At 60.8% G+C, this 19,896-nt stretch carries 18 protein-coding genes; 7 read left to right on the top strand and 11 right to left on the bottom strand.

Annotation, left to right across the window (positions count from 1 at the left end; genetic code table 11):
* Window positions 1–9 precede the first annotated feature (9 nt).
* From dnaB to AACR93_RS07480, 3 genes are all read left to right on the top strand, one after another.
* Entirely contained in the window at window positions 10–1,404 is a 1,395-nt protein-coding gene (gene dnaB / locus AACR93_RS07470) for a replicative DNA helicase (RefSeq protein WP_041210543.1), read from the top strand.
* A 199-nt stretch (window positions 1,405–1,603) separates the two neighbouring features.
* On the top strand, window positions 1,604–2,677 hold the full coding sequence (alr, locus tag AACR93_RS07475; RefSeq protein WP_043850337.1) for an alanine racemase: 1,074 nt from the start codon (window positions 1,604–1,606) through the stop codon (window positions 2,675–2,677).
* Window positions 2,677–3,096 carry a secondary thiamine-phosphate synthase enzyme YjbQ gene (locus tag AACR93_RS07480; protein ID WP_043850338.1) on the top strand — a complete coding sequence of 140 codons (420 nt, stop codon included), beginning with the start codon at window positions 2,677–2,679 and terminating at the stop codon, window positions 3,094–3,096. The genes alr and AACR93_RS07480 overlap by 1 nt, the downstream gene beginning before the upstream one ends.
* Window positions 3,097–3,215: 119 nt before the next feature.
* On the opposite strand, the gene pepE is transcribed toward AACR93_RS07480, so the two are convergent.
* The 8 genes from pepE to AACR93_RS07520 form a co-directional block, all read right to left on the bottom strand.
* Window positions 3,216–3,953, bottom strand: a complete 738-nt coding sequence (pepE, locus tag AACR93_RS07485; RefSeq protein ID WP_043850339.1) for a dipeptidase PepE — start codon at window positions 3,951–3,953, stop codon at window positions 3,216–3,218.
* A gap of 213 nt (window positions 3,954–4,166) precedes the next feature.
* Window positions 4,167–5,975, bottom strand: coding sequence for a carbon starvation CstA family protein (locus AACR93_RS07490; protein WP_042030809.1), 1,809 nt, complete (start codon window positions 5,973–5,975; stop codon window positions 4,167–4,169).
* A gap of 213 nt (window positions 5,976–6,188) precedes the next feature.
* The gene (btsR, locus tag AACR93_RS07495) at window positions 6,189–6,926 is read right to left on the bottom strand and encodes a two-component system response regulator BtsR (RefSeq protein ID WP_043850340.1); all 738 of its coding nucleotides are present in this window, start codon (window positions 6,924–6,926) and stop codon (window positions 6,189–6,191) included.
* The gene (locus AACR93_RS07500; protein ID WP_043850341.1) at window positions 6,920–8,614 is read right to left on the bottom strand and encodes a sensor histidine kinase; all 1,695 of its coding nucleotides are present in this window, start codon (window positions 8,612–8,614) and stop codon (window positions 6,920–6,922) included. The genes btsR and AACR93_RS07500 overlap by 7 nt, the downstream gene beginning before the upstream one ends.
* A gap of 246 nt (window positions 8,615–8,860) precedes the next feature.
* Window positions 8,861–10,231: an endonuclease/exonuclease/phosphatase family protein gene (locus AACR93_RS07505; RefSeq protein WP_043850342.1), complete on the bottom strand. Its 1,371-nt coding sequence runs from the start codon at window positions 10,229–10,231 to the stop codon at window positions 8,861–8,863.
* Window positions 10,232–10,444: 213 nt separating this feature from the next.
* The gene (locus AACR93_RS07510; protein ID WP_043850343.1) at window positions 10,445–11,245 is read right to left on the bottom strand and encodes a heme ABC transporter ATP-binding protein; all 801 of its coding nucleotides are present in this window, start codon (window positions 11,243–11,245) and stop codon (window positions 10,445–10,447) included.
* A gap of 11 nt (window positions 11,246–11,256) precedes the next feature.
* Window positions 11,257–12,288, bottom strand: a complete 1,032-nt coding sequence (locus AACR93_RS07515; RefSeq protein WP_041210552.1) for a FecCD family ABC transporter permease — start codon at window positions 12,286–12,288, stop codon at window positions 11,257–11,259.
* Window positions 12,285–13,136, bottom strand: a complete 852-nt coding sequence (locus AACR93_RS07520; protein WP_043850344.1) for a heme/hemin ABC transporter substrate-binding protein — start codon at window positions 13,134–13,136, stop codon at window positions 12,285–12,287. Before AACR93_RS07520 ends, AACR93_RS07515 begins: the two co-directional genes overlap by 4 nt.
* A gap of 167 nt (window positions 13,137–13,303) precedes the next feature.
* On the opposite strand from AACR93_RS07520, the gene hutX reads away from it, so the two are divergent.
* Window positions 13,304–13,816: a heme utilization cystosolic carrier protein HutX gene (gene hutX, locus AACR93_RS07525; RefSeq protein WP_041210554.1), complete on the top strand. Its 513-nt coding sequence runs from the start codon at window positions 13,304–13,306 to the stop codon at window positions 13,814–13,816.
* Window positions 13,813–14,370, top strand: a complete 558-nt coding sequence (gene hutZ / locus AACR93_RS07530; protein WP_033114634.1) for a heme utilization protein HutZ — start codon at window positions 13,813–13,815, stop codon at window positions 14,368–14,370. Before hutX ends, hutZ begins: the two co-directional genes overlap by 4 nt.
* Before the next feature lie 77 nt (window positions 14,371–14,447).
* On the opposite strand, the gene AACR93_RS07535 is transcribed toward hutZ, so the two are convergent.
* Genes AACR93_RS07535 through AACR93_RS07545 form a run of 3 tightly spaced genes read right to left on the bottom strand, consistent with a single transcriptional unit; the run spans window position 14,448 to window position 16,418 of the window.
* Window positions 14,448–14,831 (bottom strand): hypothetical protein, encoded by a 384-nt coding sequence (locus AACR93_RS07535; RefSeq protein WP_043850345.1) that lies wholly within the window; start codon window positions 14,829–14,831, stop codon window positions 14,448–14,450.
* A gap of 38 nt (window positions 14,832–14,869) precedes the next feature.
* Window positions 14,870–15,424: a cysteine hydrolase family protein gene (locus AACR93_RS07540; protein WP_043850346.1), complete on the bottom strand. Its 555-nt coding sequence runs from the start codon at window positions 15,422–15,424 to the stop codon at window positions 14,870–14,872.
* Between the two features lie 25 nt (window positions 15,425–15,449).
* Window positions 15,450–16,418 (bottom strand): ChaN family lipoprotein, encoded by a 969-nt coding sequence (locus tag AACR93_RS07545; RefSeq protein ID WP_043850354.1) that lies wholly within the window; start codon window positions 16,416–16,418, stop codon window positions 15,450–15,452.
* Window positions 16,419–16,599: 181 nt separating this feature from the next.
* On the opposite strand from AACR93_RS07545, the gene AACR93_RS07550 reads away from it, so the two are divergent.
* Window positions 16,600–18,705 carry a TonB-dependent hemoglobin/transferrin/lactoferrin family receptor gene (locus tag AACR93_RS07550; RefSeq protein WP_043850347.1) on the top strand — a complete coding sequence of 702 codons (2,106 nt, stop codon included), beginning with the start codon at window positions 16,600–16,602 and terminating at the stop codon, window positions 18,703–18,705.
* Between the two features lie 213 nt (window positions 18,706–18,918).
* Window positions 18,919–19,719: a LuxR family transcriptional regulator gene (locus AACR93_RS07555; RefSeq protein WP_043850348.1), complete on the top strand. Its 801-nt coding sequence runs from the start codon at window positions 18,919–18,921 to the stop codon at window positions 19,717–19,719.
* Window positions 19,720–19,896 lie beyond the last annotated feature (177 nt).

The raw sequence follows: 19,896 nt of genomic DNA on the forward strand, positions 1-19,896 counted from the left end.
TTTATGTGTATGGCAGAGCAAGTGACGGCGAAAAAAGACGCCAAGACACAACAGCTGAAAGTTCCCCCCCACTCTTTTGAGGCCGAACAGTCCGTACTGGGCGGCCTGATGCTGGATAACGACGCCTGGGATCGGGTCGCCGAGCGGGTGATCGACAAGGATTTCTACAGCCGTCCGCACCGGTTGATCTTCCAGGCCATGACCCGCCTCTCCAACGCGGGCAACCCCATCGACCTCATCACCTTGCAGGAGGAGCTGGAGCGCTCCGAACAGCTGGAGGAGGCAGGTGGCTTCGCCTATCTGGTGGAGATCGCCAAGAACACCCCGAGTGCCGCCAACATCAACGCCTACGCCGAAATCGTGCGCGAGCGGGCGGTAGTGCGGGAGATGATCTCGGTCGCCAACGAGATCGTCGAAGCGGGCTACGAGCCGCAGGGCCGTACCTCCAACGATCTGCTCGATCTGGCCGAGAGCAAGGTATTCCAGATCGCCGAGCAGCGCACCAGCGCCAACGAAGGCCCCCAGCCTCTCAAGCTGATCCTCGAGCAGACCGTCGACAAGATTGAAGAGCTGTTCAAGACCCCGCACAACGGGGTGACTGGTGTATCCTCGGGCTACAACGATCTCGACAAGATGACCGCCGGCCTGCAGCGCTCGGATCTGGTCATCGTCGCCGCCCGTCCCTCCATGGGCAAGACCACCTTTGCCATGAACCTGTGCGAGCATGCGGCCCTCACCGCCGACAAGCCGGTGCTTATCTTCTCGCTGGAGATGCCATCCGAGCAGATCATCATGCGTATGCTCGCCTCGGTGGGGCGTATCGACCAGACCAAGGTGCGTACCGGTCAGCTCGACGACGAGGATTGGGCCCGTCTCTCCTCCACCATGGGATTGCTGCTCGAGAAGGGCAAGATGTATATCGATGACTCCTCCGGCCTGACCCCGACCGAAGTGCGCTCCCGCGCTCGGCGGGTGGCGCGGGACAACGGCGGCATCAGCATGATCATGGTGGACTACCTGCAGCTGATGCGGGTTCCCAGCCTCTCCGACAACCGGACTCTGGAGATCGGTGAAATCTCCCGCTCCCTCAAGGCGCTGGCCAAAGAGCTGCAGTGCCCGGTGGTGGCGCTCTCCCAGCTCAACCGAAGTCTGGAACAGCGGGCCGACAAGCGTCCGGTCAACTCGGATCTTCGTGAATCGGGCTCTATCGAGCAGGATGCGGACTTGATCATGTTTATCTATCGTGATGAGGTTTATCACGATGACAGCCCTGACAAGGGGATTGCCGAGATCATTATCGGCAAGCAGCGTAACGGCCCCATCGGCCGGGTGCGTCTCACTTTCCAGGGTCAGTTCTCCCGGTTCGACAACTATGCCGGCCCTGCGTTTGATGACGATTATTGATAAGTAACAATCAGGGCAATCCTGTGGTCAGGATTGCCACTACCGCTCTGACCCGTTTGCCATTTATTGAGAGGCAGCCCGTCAGAGCATGTTTTCCCGGTTCGACAATTATGCCGGTCCGGCCTTCGACGACGATAAGTGAGTGGCGGTCTTCTGCCCGATGAGGGGGAGACCATTTGTGCCCTCGTAAGGGAAAACCATGAAAGCGGCTACTGCCCAAATCAACACTGCGGCCTTGCGCCACAACCTCGCCGTGGTCAAGCGCCACGCTCCCGCTTGCAAGATCATCGCTGTGGTCAAGGCCAACGCCTATGGCCACGGACTGCTGCCGGTCGCCCGCACCCTGGTGGATGCGGATGCCTATGCGGTGGCCCGTATCGAAGAGGCGCTGATGCTGCGCTCCTGCGCCGTGGTCAAACCCATTGTGCTGCTGGAGGGCTTCTTCTCCGCCGACGATCTGCCGGTGCTGGCGGCCAACAATCTGCAGACGGCGGTTCACACCTGGGAGCAGCTCGAAGCGCTGGAGCAGGCCGAGCTGCCAGCCCCCGTGGTGGCCTGGCTCAAGCTCGACACCGGTATGCATCGGCTCGGGGTACGGGCCGACGAGATGCCCGCCTTTATCGAGCGCCTTGCTAAGTGCAAGAACGTGGTGCAGCCGTTCAACATCATGACCCACTTCAGCCGCTCCGATGAGCTGGAGCAGCCCACCACCCGCGAGCAGATCGACTTGTTCAGCAAGTTGACCGCGCCGCTCCTGGGCGAGCGGGCCATGGCCAACTCGGCGGGCATTCTGGCCTGGCCGGACTCCCACTGCGACTGGGTGCGCCCCGGTGTCATCCTCTATGGCGTGTCGCCGTTCCCCAACACGGTGGCGGCCGATTACGATTTGCAACCGGTGATGACCTTGAAGACCCAGCTGATTGCGGTGCGGGATCACAAGGCGGGCGAGCCGGTGGGCTACGGCGCCAACTGGGTGGCGGATCGCGATACTCGCCTCGGCGTGATCGCCATCGGCTATGGTGACGGCTATCCGCGCATGGCGCCCAACGGCACATCCGTGCTGGTCAACGGCCGCATCGTGCCGCTGGTGGGGCGTGTCTCCATGGATATGAGCACCGTCGATCTGGGCCCGGGTGCGACCGACAAACCCGGCGACGAGGCGGTACTGTGGGGCGAGGGGCTACCGGTGGAGCGGGTGGCCGACGAGATTGGCACCATTCCCTACGAGCTCATCACCAAGCTCACCTCCCGCGTCTTTATGGAGTACGTCTGATGTGGCAGCAGTGCCTGCTGACGTTGAAGCCCCGTTCGCGGGGCTTTCATCTGGTGACCGACGAGCTGGTGGCCAAGCTGCCGATGCTGGCGGATTACCGGGTCGGCATGGCGCACCTGCTGCTGCAACACACCTCCGCCTCGCTCACCCTCAACGAGAATTGCGACCCCAGCGTGCGCCGCGATATGGAGGCCCATCTGCACCGGTTGGCGCCGGAAGATGCCCCCTACTATCGTCACACCTGTGAGGGGGCGGATGACATGCCCGCCCACATCAAATCCTCCCTGCTCGGGGTGAGCCTGCAACTGCCAGTTCGCGATGGTCAGCTGGCGCTCGGCACCTGGCAGGGGATCTGGCTTGGCGAACATCGCGTCGATGGCGGTGCCCGCAAGGTGCTGGTGACCCTGCAGGGTGAGTAATCAGGCTGCAACCAGCTGAAAGATGACGATAAAAAAGAGGGATGGCATTGAGCCATCCCTCTTTTGTTTTACTGTTTCGCGAGCTATCCGCCTGCCAGTGGTGAAGCGATCTTCGTGGCTCAGCAGACCTTGAAGGGGGTCAGCTCGGCCAGCGGGGCGGCGTCCATAAAGGCTTGCGGCTCCTGACCGTGTTTGAAGATCTTGAAGTCCTGCTCGCGGGCGCTCCAGTACTCCAGACGCTCGCTGCCGTTTTCTCCGGTGATTTGCAGCAGACTCGCTTCGCGCAGGGCCACCACGTGCTCGCTCGGGTTGATGGCGCAGAACTCGGCCAGACGCTCGTCGCGGGTCTCGCCCATGTGGCCGCTGATGCTGGCGTCCAGATAGTGCGGGTTGATCTGCAGCGGGAACAGGCCCAGTGCCGGCAGTACGGCGGCGCTGCAAACCGGCATGTCGTTGGTGGTACGGATGCTCGGGGTCGCCACGTTGCAACCGGCGCTCCAGCCCACATAGGGGACGCCCCGCTCGCGCACGGCACGCTGGATCGGCACGATCAGGCCGTTTTCATGCAGCATCTGGTTGAGGCGCCAGGTATTGCCGCCGCTGATAAAGATGGCGTCCGCCTGATTGATGGCATCAACTGGGTCATCGAAGTGGTGGATGCTGATGGCATCGACTCCCAGACTCTCCTGCAGCTCGTTGGCGCGGGCATCCCAGTCGCTGCGGATCACCGCGTAGGGGATGAGCAGGATGCGCTTGACCTGTTTGCGCGCGAGCAGGCTTTGAACCCGATCCCGGGCCCAGCCGAGCAGACCCGGAAATTCGTTGGCTTTACCGTTGCTAAGCAGAAGCAGTTCCATCAAATCGTTCCTCAAAAAGTGAAAGCGGAGGAGAGGCCACCCCGGTTTGCCGTCGGACAGCAGGGTGACAGGAGCAGGCATACTACCACTTTCGGATAGATGGTTCTGTGATCGAGGGGCTCATTAATGAGTTGTCCCTCAATGAGTCCGCATGAAAATCACCACATAAAGAGAGGCCCCGCTTGTGCGGGGCCTTGGTCATGGTCGGGATGATCAGGAGGCGGTTGCCTCGACCACCTTGTAGGAGGGCTGCTGGCGCAGCTTCCACAACTCGCTCCACTTGCGCAGAGCAGAGAGCAGGATCAGCATCCCCAGCACCAGCATGATGAGGGAGATGATGCCGTTCATCGGGTTGTAGCCCTTGGCGGCCGAGTTGAAGTAGACGTTGCTCATCATCCAGTAGGCGGCGTAGTTGACGGTGACGAACAGGTAGGCCAGCGGAATGAGGCAGGTCAGCATGTAGCGGCGCTTGCTGGCCAGTCGCAAGATGATGGTGGCACCGATGATGAGGCCCACCGAGGCCATCAGCTGGTTCGATACCCCGAACAGCGCCCACACAGATCCGATATCGCCGGACATCAGCAGATACCCCCACATCACACAGGCGAGCACGCTGGCGCCGATGGCACCCGGCATCCAGTCGATGCGCTTGAGGGGTGGGTAGAACTCGCCGAAGAAGTCCTGAATGAGGTAGCGAGAGACCCGGGTGCCGGAGTCAACGGCAGTCAGGATGAACACCGCTTCGAACATCACCACGAACTGGAAGAAGTAGGATGCGAGGTTACTGAACCAGGGAACTTTGGTGAAGATGTAGGACATGCCTACCGCCAGGGTGACGGCGCCGCCGGTGCGACCGTTCAGATCCATGCCGATCTCCTGGGAGAGGAACGGCAGATCCACCACCTGCATCCCCAGTTTGGCGAAGGCTTCCGGGGTGGCGTTGATGGCGAAGTAGTCAGCTGGATGCAGGGCAGTGGCGGCGATCAGCGCCATCACGCCCACCACGCACTCGGCCAGCATGGCACCAAAGGCGACCGGCAGGATGTCGTTCCACTTGTCCACCAGTTTCGGGGTGGTGCCGGAGCCGATGAAGGCGTGGAAGCCGGAGATGGCGCCACAGGCGATGGTGATGGAGATAAAGGGCCAGACCGGGCCGCCCAGTACCGGGCCACCGCCGTGGACAAACTGGGTCATGGCGGGGAACTGGATCTCCGGGTTGATGCAGATAACGCCGATCACCAGCGCGCCGAACACGCCGATCTTCATAAAGCTGGAGATGTAGCCGCGCGGGGTGAGCAGCAGCCAGACCGGCAACGCGGTGGCGAAGAAGGCGTAGATGGGCAGCGCCAGACTGATGGTCTCGGCACGCAGAGTCAGCCAGGCACCGAAGGCGCTCTCCTGCACGTAGGGGCCGAAGAAGACACAGGCCAGCACGGCAATGAAGCCCACCCAGGAGGCGGCTTGCAGGTTGCCGGTCAGCTTGTGCCAGATCCCCACCACCATGGAGATGGGGATGGTCATGAACACCGCGAACACGCCCCAGGCGTTACGCTCCAGCGCGTGCACTACCACCATGGAGAGACCCGCCATGGTGATGGTGATGATGAAGAGCATCGCAAGGCCGGTACACCAGCCGGCGATGGGGCCAAGTTCGGCCTTGGCCACCTCGGAGAGAGACTTGCCCTGATGCTTCATGGAGGCGAACAGCACGACTGTGTCATGCACCGCGCCGCCGATGACGCAGCCGATCAGCAGCCAGAGAAAGCTCGGCAGGTAGCCGTACTGGGCGGCCAGTACCGGGCCGACCAACGGGCCGGCGGCGGCGATGGCCGCGAAGTGCTGACCGAAGTTGACCCACTTGTTGGTCGGCACATAGTTCTTGCCATCTTCCAGCTGGTGGGAGGGGGTGACTAGCTTGTCGTCAGCCTGCAGCACCTTGCGCACAAAGAACACGCCGTAGAGGCGATATGCAATGGCGAGGATGCAGAGGGCCGCAATGACAAAAGTGATTGCGTGTTGCATGGGGGAGTTTCCTTTTCCTGTGGCCAATCTGGCCGGGCTCAGGCTGCACTTTACTCAGGCGACAGGGAAAGGGGAGCGCAGAAAAGGTCAGTGGCAGAGGGCCGCCTGCGAGTGGCAGAAAAGCGGCCCCGAGCGGTTTGAGGGATGAACCGGCGGGCGTGGCAAGCGGGTGAGTGGTAACGGGCAGGGGGGCGGGGTGAGTGGCCCGCCCCCTCAGGGGATCTCCAACAGCTCCTTGAGGGGCTTGAGGTAGCGGCGGCTCACCGGCACCTTGTGGCCACCCTGAGTCACTACCTCCGCCAGCCCGCCGTCGAGCAGCAGGATTTCACGGATCTGGCCCGGGTTGAGCAGGTACTGGCGGTGACAGCGCACGAAGCCGGTCTTCTCCTCCAGGGTGCGCAGGGTCAGCTCGGTGGTGCCCTGCTGCTGGCCGCTGATCACCCGGTTGCCGGTGAGATCGCTGTGGATGAACTCCACCTCGCCAAGAGGCAGCAGCAGAATCCGGTTGTGGCCGCTACAGGGGATGCTGCGCAGGGGCTGGGCGATGCGGGTCGGATCCGGCAGCGGTTGGCCAGCTAATTCACCTTTGGGCGAAAGCAACCGCTGGATGCGCTCCAGCGCCTTGTTCATCCGCTCTGCCGTGACCGGTTTGAGCAGGTAGTCGAGGGCGTTCTCCTCAAACGCGCGCAGGGCAAACTCGTCGTAGGCGGTGATGAAGACGATGTGGGGGCGCAAGTCCGGGTCCAGCATGCTCACCAGCTCCAGCCCGTTGATGCGCGGCATCTGGATGTCGAGAAACAGCAGGTCGGGTTTGAGGCGATGGATGGCGGGCAGCGCCTCCATGGCGTGGGCGCACTCTCCCAGCAGGCGGATGTTGCCCGCCTGCTCCAGCAGCAGGCGCAGCTCCTCGCGGGCGAGGGGTTCATCGTCAACGATCAGGGCGGTCAGCATGGGCTCTCCTGCAGGGGAAGGGTGATCCTCACCCGGGTTGATTGATGGGGGACGCAGTCGATGGCGACCCCGTACTCGGCGCCGTAACGGGCCTTGATGCGCCGATCCACTATGTTCATGCCAAGGCCGCTCCCCTCCTGTTTCGTCTGGTAGAGCCCGGCGTTGTCGCACACCTCCAGCACCACCCGTTGCGCCTCAATCCGGGCGGTCAGGGTCAGCAGGCCGGGTTCGAACATCTGGGAGATGCCGTGCTTGACCGCGTTCTCGACGATGGGTTGCAGGGAAAAGGTGGGCAGCCGGTACTCCAGCAGCTGCTCGGGAATATGGATCTGCACGCTCAGATGCTCGGCGAAGCGGGCCTGCTCGATGTGCAGATAGGCGTTCACATGCTCCAGCTCGTCGGCCAGGGTCACCTCGTCCCCTTGGCGTTTGAGGTTCTTGCGAAAGAAGGTGGAGAGGTTGTGCACCAGGGTGCGGGCGCTTTCGGGATCGCGCCGGATCACCGCCGACAGGGTGTTGAGGGCGTTGAACAGAAAGTGCGGATTGATCTGCGCCTGCAACAGCTTGATCTCCGACTGGGCCAGCAGCCGCTTCTGCTCGTTGTATTTGCCGGCCAGGATCTGGCCGGAGAGCAACCGGGCGATCCCTTCCCCTAGGGTGCGGTTGATGGAGGAGAAGAACTTGCGTTTGGGCTCGTAGAGCTTGATGGTGCCCACCACCGAGCCCTCTTCCCCCCGCAGCGGAATGACCAGTGAGGAGCCGAGCCGGCACTGGGGATGTAGGTTGCAGCTGTAGGGGATGAGGTTGCCGTCGGCATAGACCACCTCGTTGTGCTGGATCGCCTTGAAGGTGTGGGCTGAGTTGATGGCGGTGCCCGGCAGATGGTGATCCTCGCCGATGCCGATAAAGGCGAGCAGCTTCTCCCGATCGGTGATGGCTACGGCGCCCACTCCGGTCTCCTCGTAGAGGATGCGCGCCATCTGCTGACACGCCTCTTGGGTAAACCCCTTGTCCAGCACCCGCATCGCCCGCTCGGCGATCTTGAGGGCGCGGGCAGAGAAGGCAACCGAGTACTTCTCCAGCATGGCGCGGTGATCGAGGATCATCCGCATGAACATGGCGGCCCCCAGGGTATTGGCCACCAGCATGGGGGCGATGATGTTCTCGATAAGGTGGATGGCATCATCGAGAGGGCGGGCCACCAACAGAATGATCCCCATCTGCATCAGCTCGGCGACGAGGGCCACAGATCCCACTACCCAGGGGCTGAACAGCAGGTCGAGCCGGTGGCGGGCGACGAAGTGGCGATGCACCAGCCCGCCGAGCAGCCCCTCGGCGATGGTGGAGAAGGTGCAGGCCAGCGCGGTGAAGCCCCCCAGCGAGTAGCGATGAATGCCGCCGGTGAGCCCTACCAGCAGCCCCACCACCGGGCCGCCGACTATGCCCCCCAGCACGGCGCCGATGGCGCGGGTATTGGCGATGGAGTCCTCGACCCTGAGGCCAAAGTAGGTACCCATGACGCAGAAGCCGGAGAAGATGAGGTAGCAGAGGATCTTGTGGGGCCAGCTCAGGGTCACCTGAGTGAGCGGCATGAACAGCGGCGTCTTGGAGAGCAGCCAGGCGATCACCAGATAGACGCAGAGCTGCTGGAACAGCGAGATCACCAGAGTGAATTGTTCAAACGCCACGGCTCATTGCCCCGGTAATGGTTGGTCATTTAATGGACGCGGAGTATTAGCAAACCCCATACCCCCTTGCAAGGCAGGGGTATCGGAATGGTGGCGTAGCGCACGATTTGCCGAATCGTCTGTCGTAGTGGCGGGCGGTAACTGTCAGGTTACTCAGCATGGAGTCTGAGCTGGCGGCAGACGAGGTGATATGGCGGGCACAAAAAGGGGGCCAGAAGGCCCCCGAATTGACGGTCAGTGGGTAGCTCAATCGAGTTTCAGATCGACCCAGACCATACGGTGATCCGAACTGACTCCCTTGGCAATGCCGAGTTTCGCATCATAGACCAGGTGGTAACCCGCCTCGAAGCTGGCCGGCCAGTAGACACCACTCTTCACCGCGTTGAGATTCGCTGAGGGGATGACGTGATCCAGCTGCAGCACGCTGGTGTTGGTGATCCGCTCCGGGTTGGGGCGATTGAGGTTGCGTTTGCAGTCGGTCCCCTTGCTGACACACTCCGGGCCCCCTTCGCTGACCGGGATCAGGGTGCCATTGGTGATGGCCTGATTCATCAGCGGATTGTTCAGCAGATCCTGAATGGCGCTCAGGTCACCGTCACCGGTTTGCGGATCGGCGTTGAGATCGCCGGCGATGACGAACTTGGCATTTTTGGCCAGCCCACCCTTGGTGCCCTTGTCATCGGCCATGTAGTTGAGCCCCTTGACGTAGTCGTTCCAGAAGGCGATCTCGGCGCGGTTGTGCTTGACGGTGTGACGCGCCGCATTGGCAAAGATGGGCGGGGTCGGGTGGGAGATCAGGAAGTGAATGACCTCTTCTCCCTTGTCGGTCTTGATCCGCACCGGCACGTCAGCGTGGTTCTTGGAAGAGAGCGGGTACTTCTGCCACACCTCATTGGCATACCAGGCATCGCCGCACTGGCGGCTGGCCGGGATCTTGGCATTGGGGTTGTTGCAGTCATCGATGACGGGGTTCTTCTCGCCCGGCATATCCTTCCACTTGAAGTTCTGGAAGGTGCGGATCTGCTTGGTGTCGATGGGATATTTGGACATCACCGCAAAGGCGTACTGGCCGTGGTAGTTGCCAAAGCCCCAGGCATCATCGGGGCCGTTGTTGACCTTGCCGTCCAGGTTGAGGTCGTAGCCACTCATCAGACCGGTATTGGTGGCGAAGTTTTGCAGAACCGGATAGCTGATGGCCGTCACTTCGCTGTGCTGGGCGTGGGCCAGATAGTTGTTGTTGAAGGCTTTCAGGTCGGCGGTGTTCTCGCCTTTGCCATCGTTGTCGAACTCGTTGAGCAGGAACACATCCGGGCGGGTGCGCTGGATGATCTCCGCCACGTTGCGGATCTGCTGCACGTTCAGGGCCTTGGTCTTCTCTGCTCCGCTAAGATTGCCGCCTGCGAGGCGGGCCAGCAACTCATCCTGCGCGGAGCGAGTCAGTGCCAGCTCACCAGAGAGCATGCCGGCGGCAGTGCGGTCAAAGGAGAGGTTGAAGGTGGCAAAACGGACCATGGAGTTGGGAGCCTTTGCTTCGTTGTTGTCGGTATCGCTGTTGCAGCCTGCCAGCATCCCGAGGGAAATGGCGGCGGCCAGTAGGGTCTTGTTGATATTTTTCATTGTAATTATTCCGTAGCATCAATGAGTTATGCCTTCTGTGAGGCTGCGCCATTATAGAGATCGCTCAAAGCTACGGGATGTTTGTCTGGTCAAAGTGTGAGGCTATTCACAGCCCGTTTGGGTCGATGATGAATTTTAGCTGGTGGGCATGGCACGGGCGAAACCGGGTTGCCCGAGCCGTTTTGCGGGAAGACGAGACAGTTTTCCAATCCCCTACACCACCATCGGCAGGCCGCTTTCTGGATGGTGGAGCACCTGAGCCGGATAGCCGTAGAGGCGGGAGATAAGCTCGGGGGTGAGCACTTCGCCCGGCGTACCATCGGCCATCAGTTTACCCCGCTCCAGCATCACCAGCCGGTCGGCATAGCGCGCCGCCAGATTGAGATCGTGCAGCACCACCAGTACGGCGGTGTTGCGACTGGCCAGCGCCCGGGCCATAGCCAGCAGCTGGTGCTGATATTTCAGATCGAGGGCCGAGGTAGGCTCGTCGAGCAGCAGCAGCCGTGGTTGTTCCGATTGCTCGGGTGAATCAGGGGCTTGCCAGATCTGGGCCAGTACTCGGGCAAACTGCACCCGCTGCCGCTCGCCGCCGGAGAGCCCGGGATAGAGCCGTTTGGCCAGATGTTCGACCCCCGCATGGGCCATGGCGGCCGCCACTATCTCCTCCTTGCGGCGAGCGGGTTCGCTGTGGGGCAGGCGTCCCATGGCCACCACCTCTTCACAGAGAAAGGGGAAGTTGAGCGACGAGCTCTGTGGCAGCACCCCGAGCCGGTGGGCCAGCTGGCTGCTATCCCACAGCTGACGTTCCCGGCCAAACAGGGTGATGGTGCCTTCATGGGGCAGCTCACCGGTCAGGCATTTGAGCAGGGTGCTCTTGCCCGCCCCGTTGGGGCCGAGCAGGGCGGTCAGGGTGCCGCTGTGCAGAGCGAGATCGAGCCCATCCAGGATCTGGCGCTGGCCACGGCGCAGGCTCAGCCGGGAGCAGGTCAGCAGGGGGGAGGCAAATCGTTCCATAGCAATCCGTGTTAGAGCGCGCGGCGGCTCTTGATTAGCAGCCAGATGAAAAAGGGGGCACCGAGCAGGGCAGTAATGATGCCGACCGGCAGTTCGGCCGGGGCCAGCAGGGTGCGCGCCAGCATGTCGGCCCCCAGCAGCAGGGCTGCTCCCATCAGGGCGGAGAGGGGAAGCAGTCTGACATGGTTGGGGCCGGCCAGCAGTCGTACCAGATGGGGCACTACCAGCCCGACAAACCCAATCATGCCGGCGACGGCCACCGCCACGCCGACACCGGCGGCGGTGAGCAGAATCAGGCGGCGCTTGAGCGCCTGCACATCGATCCCCAGATGGCGGGCTTCCCCTTCGCCGAGCAGCAGGGCGTTGAGGGGATTGGCATCGCGCATAAAGAGCCACAGCAGGGCCGCCAGCGTAAACAGCGCCAGTACCATGTCGGCAGGTTTGCCGGCGGCCAGGGTACCCATCTGCCAGAGGCTGAGATCTCGCAGCATCTGATCGTCGGCGAGATAGCTGAGCAGGCCGATCACCGCGCCCGAGAGCGCCGTGATGGCGACCCCGGCCAGCAGCATGACGGTCACCGAGGTGCCGCCCTCCCGGGTGCCGAGCAGATAGACCAGAGTGGTGGTCAGCGCACCGCCGAGAAAGGCGAGCAGCGGCAATAGCCCGACGCCGAGCTGCTGTTGCAGTGATTGACCGAGGGGAGCCAGCAGCACGATGGCCAAGGCCGCTCCGAGCGCCGCGCCGCCGGAGACCCCTATGATGCCAGGGTCAGCAAGGGGGTTGCGAAACAGCCCCTGCATCACGGCGCCACAGAGCCCGAGGATCCCGCCGACCGCGATGCATAGCAGGGTGCGAGGGAGTCTAATCTCCTGCACGATCAAAAGCTTGTGAGCCGCAATTCCGCTCCCCTGTCCGGCATAGAGCGCGCGCAGGCTCTCGCTCAGGGTGAGTGCCATCGGCCCGGTTGCCAGTGAACCGAGCAGCAGCAGGGCGAGCGCTGCCGTGGTGAGGGCCAACAGCCAGGGGAGGGGCAAGCGCATCATGACCCCTGTTTGAGCCACTGGGCGATCTGGTTCGCCTGCTGCAGGGAGTTGAGGCTCAGGCCCCCTTGCAGGGCGTGACCGTCGATGGCGTGAATGGCGTTGCGCTTGCCGGCCGGAGTGGCGGCCAGTGCGGGTACTTCGGCCAGTACCTTGGCCGGGTCGGCGTAGCGCTGCCAGTCGCGGCCGCTGACCAGCACCAGATCGGGCTGCATCTCGATAAGGGATTCTGCGGAGACGGGTTTGTAGTTGCGCAGCGTGGCTGCGGTATTGGCGCCGCCAGCCAGCGTAAGCAGGGCGCCGGCGGTGGTGTCGCCCCCGGCAATGCTCACCGGTTGCCCCTTGTGCAACAGCAAAAAGGCAACCTTGAGCGGTTTGTTCTGTTTGGCTTGTGCCGCCAGCAGCTCAGTTTGGCTCTGGATCTGCTGTTTGAGCTGCTCGCCCGCGGCCTGGTCATCCAGCAGGCTGGCCAGGGTATCGATACGCTTATTGAGGTTGGCCAGAGTCGGTGCTGTTTCCAGCACTTCTACCTTGACCCCGGCACGGCGCAGCTGATCGAGGGTTGGCGCTGGCCCCATCTCGTCGCTGCCGACCACCAGAGTCGGTGCCAGACTGAGGATCCCTTCGGCAGCCAGTGCGCGCTGATAGCCCACCTTGGGCAACCCTTTTGGCAAGGGACTGCTGACATCGGTCGCGACGAGTCGATCGTCGCCACCGAGCGCCAGAATAAGTTCAGTGGTGGCCGGGCCAATACTGACGATGCGGGTATTGGGCGCTTCGGCAGCATGGGTGAACAGGGGGAGCAAAGAGCTGCTCAGCAGGGTGAGTGCGAGGGCAAGAGGACGGCCCATGCTAACCTCCGACAATAGGGTGAAACGGATGTGCCGCCGAGAATATCAAGGGTTTGAATAAAATGCACTGAGAATGATAGCAATTATCAATTGCATTGATTCTGGTGCTTTATTAGAGTAGCCGCCATGATAAACAGCGAGGCGGGTGCCTCGCCGAGGGAGAAACGATGAGCATTGCACAACGCATTCAGGAGATGCTGGAGCAGGATCCCAGCGCTCACCCTTCAACCATTGCGACCCAGCTGGCCGTCAGTGAGTGGGAGGTGGTTCGCCAGCTGCCCGCGGAGCTGGTGACCCTGTTGCCCGCCGATCGCGCACAAGCTCTGCTGGACGATCTGGCCGACTGGGGCCCGGTAACCACCATCGTCGAGTCTGAAGGTTCCATCTTTGAAGTGAAGGCGCCGTTCCCGAAGGGTAAAGATGCGCGTGGCTACTACAACCTGATGGGGCGCGATGGTGAGCTGCACGGCCACCTCAAGCTCGACAACGTGGCGGGGATTGCGCTGGTCAGCAAGTTGTTCATGGGCAAGGAGGGACACTCCTTCCAGTTCTTCGGCCACTCCGGTCGCTGCATCTTCAAGGTTTATCTCGGCCGCGACGAGAAGCGTCAACTGCTTGTCGATCAGGTCACCCGTTTTATGGCCCTGCGCCACCCGTCTCAAGAGGAAGTAAAAGCATGAGTGAACGTCAGGAGCGTCTGCAGAACCGTCTGCAACCGGAGATCCGCGAGTTTCGCGACAGCTGCCGTACCCTGCAGCTCGCCACCGTCGACAGCGAAGGCAATCCCAACGCCAGCTATGCGCCGTTCGTGCTGCAGGAAGATGGCTACTATGTGCTGATCTCCGAGATCGCCCGCCACGCCCGTAATCTGCAACAGGTGCCCCGGGTATCCCTGATGCTGATCGAGGATGAGAGTGGTGCCCGCGAGCTGTTTGCCCGCAAGCGTCTGACCTTTGATGCGGTGGCCGAAGTGGTTGCCCGTGACGACGCTCGCTGGAGCAAGGCCGTGGCGGCGCTGGAAGGCCGTTTTGGCGAGATCATCAAGGGTCTCTCCAACCTCAAGGACTTCAAACTGTTCCGCCTCAAGCCGGAGCAGGGGCTGTTCGTCAAGGGCTTCGGTCAGGCGTTTGCGGTCTCCGGTGACGAGTTGGTGGACTTCGTCCATCTGGTGGAAGGGCACAAGCGCATCGACAACGGTGCCGAGCTCACTAGCCCGGCCGATGCGCCGGTCTGACGACACGACATCAGTTACAACAAAACGGGCAGCCAATTGGCTGCCCGTTTTTTATTGCGCTATCTCGTCCGGATTGCTTAATCCTGCCAGGAGGCCTTGTTGGGGAAGGCGTTGCGATCGGCAGCGGTTGCCGTCTCGTTGCACTCACCCCGCACCTTCCAGGAGGTCTGGCTCAGCACTATGTACCCTTCCCGGCAGTACTTTTTGCTGGCGAGGGTCTGGGTCAGCAGGTTTTCCTGCAATGCTTCCCGCTGCTCCAGCAGGCGCTGGCTCTGGGCGGCAGAGAGGCCGCGCGGCAGGGTATCGTTGGGCGCGGCTTCAAAGGTGAAGCGCTTGCTCCCCTCCTCGTTGATGTGGGTCAGGAAGAGGGGCTCGGGCCCGTCATACTTCTGGCCAGGCAAGTTGGAGCAGGCCGACAGCAGGGGAAAGAGCAGCAACAGGGTGGCGGGCAACAGGCGCACGGCAAGACTCCGGTGAGAAACAAAGCGAGGGCGCCAGATTAACATGGCTGCCCAACGGGTGTTACTGCCAGCAGCTCGTCGGTGGTGAGCAGGGTCACACTGCGCCCATTCGGCAGGTCGAGATTGCGCCATATCCAGTTGTGATGCTCGATGATCTGGGGGGCGCCAAGGTGAGGGCGATTGGCGGTGGAGTGAGCATCGCTCAATACGAACACCTCGAAGCCATGAGAGGCTGCGCTGCGCACCGTGGTATCGACGCAGAAATCGGTGTTGCTGCCGCAGAGGATAAGCCTGTCGACCGGCTGTTCTGCCAGCAGAAACGCGAGCTCGGTGTCGAGGAAGCTGTCACATGCGCTCTTGCGTACCCGGCTATCGCTCTTGGCTGGCTGCAGCGCACTGTGCAGTTGCCAGCCCGGGGTGCCGGGTTCCAGTTCGCCACTCGGCAGATCATCATGCTGGATATAGATGACTCGCCCCTGTTGTTGCCTGACATGGGCCGCAGCCCGATTGATATTGGCCAGCACTTGCTGTTGCTGATGGTGGGTCTCTTTCATGACCCCTTGCTGCACATCGATGATCAGTAACACATCCATATTGTACCCGCCGTTTCCTTGATGATTAGGGTTGCAGCCACTGGCTGCAGTCACGGCTGCGGGATTGATGCAGCGCGCCCATATCTTGCTTCATCTCGGCACTGTTTTGCCAGCGTTCGGGGAGCGGCATCATTTTTACGGTTACATCGGCGGCTCGCCCCGGGGCTGTCTCTTCCCCGGTTTGCGGGACTACCAGTGCCACCTTGAGCGCCGGGTTGCGGCTGGCGATGCGACTGGCAATCCCGAGCCCCCCCTCTACATGGAAATTGCCGGCGATATGCATGATCTGCTGGCCCGGGTGCTTGGCGAGATAATCCACCATGCTCTCGGCCATGGTGTCGTCCCAGCTGGTCTGGGCGGCGAAACGGCGGGCGTTGCTGTCGGCATCGCCGTGGTGCATGGAGGCCATGAACTTCTGGCGATAGGGGTCATCACCCAGTGTCAGTTGGCGGGCCAGCTGGCTGCGACGTGAGGTGGGCAACTTGTCTAACCAGGCGACTCCTTCCTGACCGACACAGCTCACCAGCGGCTTGGGGGCGTTGGCGGCGATCACCGGCATGCGGTGCGCCTTGGCGAACTCCACCAGCGGGCGATAGTCGCTCGGGTAGTTGGGCCAGGCATGCCCTTCGCGGATCAGCGCAGCTTCACCAATCTTGCCTGCCAGATAGGCATCAAGGGTTGCTTGATCGGCCCGGCTGAACTGCTCCATGGAGAGGGTCAGCCCCCGTCCGTGTTGCTCTGCTTGCTGATACAGGGCGCTCAGCAGTCGTGACTGCAACAGGTGAATGGCTGGGTGGGTGTGCAGTTCGCCCACCAGAATGATGTCGGCCTCCGTGAGACGGGCAGTGGCCTGATCAAGAGTCAGGGCTTCCTGCTGCGAATTACCCAACTGATAGTCATAGAGGGTCGCCAGTGGGGGGGATACTGGTGGGTGGCTGGTGGCGCAGGCAGCCAGCAGCAGGGGCAGAGCAAGCAGTGGGAGTCGTTTCATCAGCAATCTCGCGGCATAGAGAGGCCCGAACAGGGGTTGTGTTACAGGCATAAAACAGGAAATGGCTGGCAGTGTAAAACTAACAATTCTCTTTTTAAATGATAATGATTCTTTTTTATTGATCTTTGAGTCGGGGTGGGTAAGATGCGGCCTGTTTGATAATAGTTCTCAATAAGGATTTGCTGTGACCCATCAAAACGCACTCTCTCTGGTCGCGCTCGCCGTAGCGGCCGGTCTCTCCTCCCAGGTCTTTGCTGCCACTCAAAAGGCGGATGAAGTCGTGGTCGTCAGCGGCTCACGGATGGAGCAGAAGCTGGAAGATGTCTCCGGCCCCATTTCGGTGATTACCGCCAAACAGATCGAAGAGCAGGTGGTGACTGATGCCGCTGACCTGTTCCGCTATGAACCCGGTGTCGCCGTGCTGGGCGGGCAGGGAGATGCCCAGACCTTCATCATCCGCGGCATGGGGGAGAATCGGGTCAAGGTGGTGCGTGACGGGGTGCGCCAGAACGATGCCTACAGCAAGGGCGGAGTGGGTCAGAGCTACTTCGATACCGACATGATCAAGCAGGTGGAAGTGGCCAAGGGGCCTGCATCTGCGGCTTATGGCTCCGATGCATTGGGTGGCGTTATTGCCATCACCACCAAGGATGCCAGCGATTTCCTCAAGGGCAAGGATAGCTATCTGGATGTGACCAGCGGTTACGCCTCCAGCAGTCACCAGAAGATGGCTGGTTTTACCGGCGCCCTGCGTACCGGTGAAGTGGAGAACCTGCTGCGTTACACCTGGCGCGATGGTGGTGTCACCCAGAACTACGATTCAACCAAGACTGATTTCGATATCGGCACTCACGCCCTGCTGCTCAAGAGCAAGTGGAATCTCTCTGATGAGCAGTTCCTCAAGCTGACCGTCGATTATCTGACCGATGGCGAGGAGCCTGACGCGGTCAAGCTCAACAAGGTCGGTACCGGCACTGCCCGCGTGTTCGAGCAGCCCATCACCGACAAGCAGACCGACAACCTGTCGCTGGTGCTGGATCACGGCATCGCGCTGAATCAGAATTGGGCCGACCGGATGGATACCAAGGTCTACTTTGGACGGACCAAGCAGACGCTGGATCAGTACGCCTCATCCAAATATCCGGTTAACCCGCGCAACCCCTATGTGTTCAAGAACTCTCTCGATCACAACGTGTTCGATCAGAAGAACCTCGGCGCCCAGCTGCAGTTCCACAAGGCGGTGGCCAACCATCGTCTGGCCTGGGGGGCCGAGTATGAGCACACCGACAACGAACGCTCCCGCTACAAGGGGCCGACCAAACCGAATGATTTTGTCGGCTACAACGAGCTGAGCTTCCCGGCCACCACCAGCGAGCGTGGCGCCCTGTGGGCCTTCGACGAGATGAAGTTTGGCGAGCGCTGGGTGCTGACGCCGGGCGCCCGCTACGACTATTACCGGATGACCCCGGACAATGATCCCGCCTACACCGGGGATCAGTTGCACAAGTTCTCCGAAGGGGAAATCTCGCCCAAGCTGGGTCTGGTGTTCAAGGCGCACGAGGCGGCCAACCTGTTTGCCCAGTACAGCCACGGCTTCAAGGCCCCCATGTATGACAGCGCCTTCTCCACCCTGAACCATCAGGCATACGGCTATCGCATCGAGCCGAACCCGAACCTCAACCCGGAGAGCAGCGACGGGATCGATCTCGGTGTGCGTGGCAGCCACAATGGCTTCAGCTACGAGGTGGCCAGCTTCTACAACAAGTTCGATGATTTCATCGAGATGGTGGAAGTGGGCAAAGAGGGGCGCACCGCCGTCTACCAGTACCAAAACCTGAGCAAGGCGACCACCAAGGGGGTTGAAGCGAAAGCGGATTACTGGCTGACGGATCTGGTCAACGTCTGGGGCAACCTCGCCTACATCGACGGCAAGGATGGCGATGGCAACTACATCAACAGCCTGAGCCCGCTCAACGGTTCGGTCGGCGTGCGTCTGGAGCAGGAGAAGTGGAACTTCAATACGGCGCTGCGCTTTGCCGATGACATGGACAAGGTGCGCAAGGATGCCAAAGGCAACGAGTATGCGAAGGCGGCCGGTTGGGGCGTGGTGGACATGTACGCCCAGTTCAACCCGATGCAGGATCTGCAGCTCAACGTCGGTCTCTTCAACCTGTTTGACAAGGAGTACACCCGTTACGAGCGCATCGCCGGCCGTGATGCGGGTTCTGATAACAGCCTGATGACCGAGCCGGGCCGTAACCTCAGCGCCCGAGTCAAGTACGTATTCTAAAAACGACAACACACGCAGTGAACCCGGACTTGAGTCCACTCCGAATCCCCGCCCTGACAGGCGGGGGTTTTTTATGAGGCATCCAGATATTGTGATGCTAACCCGTCATTGAGGCTATGAAAGCAGCATTTTCTTTGCGTAAACAAGATATTGTGCTATTTGTTCCATGCTTAATAACATCTAGAACATTTTGGCAACGGGGAACATGCGCTTTTGACTTCTACATCCCCCCACACTTTCGAGACTACCAACGCACTTGAGCTGATCACCCGGTTCAATGACGCATCCAATGAACAGACAATACTCGCTCTGCTGCGCCAGCTCTGCGAGCTGATGGGATTTGACTACTTTCGCTTGGGATTTATCTCGCCCAGCTCCATTCAGCGGCCGGATGTGCGGATCTTCAATGGTTGTCCAGCAGAATGGGTTCAGTACTACAACGAACAAGCCCTTTATACCGTTGATCCGGTTGTCAAAAAAGGTATGGCTCAGAGTACACCGTTACTTTGGGCCAACCTCATTACTGAGTGTTGTGACTTGCAAGACAGCGCAGGGCTGGAAGTGATGTTGCTGGCTCAGGAGGCCGGCTTGCGCGATGGCATCACCATCCCCTGGCACGGTGCAAATGGTCATATTGGACTGTTCTCATTGATTACCTGCACGCCCCGTACCGAACATCAATGGTTGACTGCTATTCCGTTTCTGAGCTGGCTGGCGACCCATATCTTTGAAGCCGTGGCCAGGGTCTGCATTGCAGCCATGCCTCCTCGAGAGATGTTGACTACTCGCGAACTGGAGGTGTGCCAATGGGCTGCAGAGGGCAAACAGGTCAGCGATATTGCCCAGATCCTGGATATCAAACCCAGAACCGTGACCTTCCATCTGGAGAGAATTGCGGAGAAGCTGGGGGCAAGCAGCAAAAATCAGGCGATTTCCTGGGCCCTCAAGCAGGGGGTGGTCAAGCTCAATATTGATGCCGCGCAGGTCGAGAATGTGCTCGATAGCAGTGAGTAGTTCTGTTTTAGGCAATCAATTGCTCATCTGGTAGATGAAATGGCTGCCTGTGCGAACTGTGCCGGTCAAAATGTTTGTCTGCGCAATTTATTGCATGGTTACGCAGTGTGGTTTCTGGCGAAAACGTCTAAGGTATTGATTTTTAAAATGTAAAAAAATGGCATGGTCGCTGCTAAT

Source organism: Aeromonas sp. L_1B5_3, assembly GCF_963866575.1.
In the GTDB taxonomy this organism is placed as follows: Bacteria; Pseudomonadota; Gammaproteobacteria; order Enterobacterales; family Aeromonadaceae; genus Aeromonas; species Aeromonas jandaei.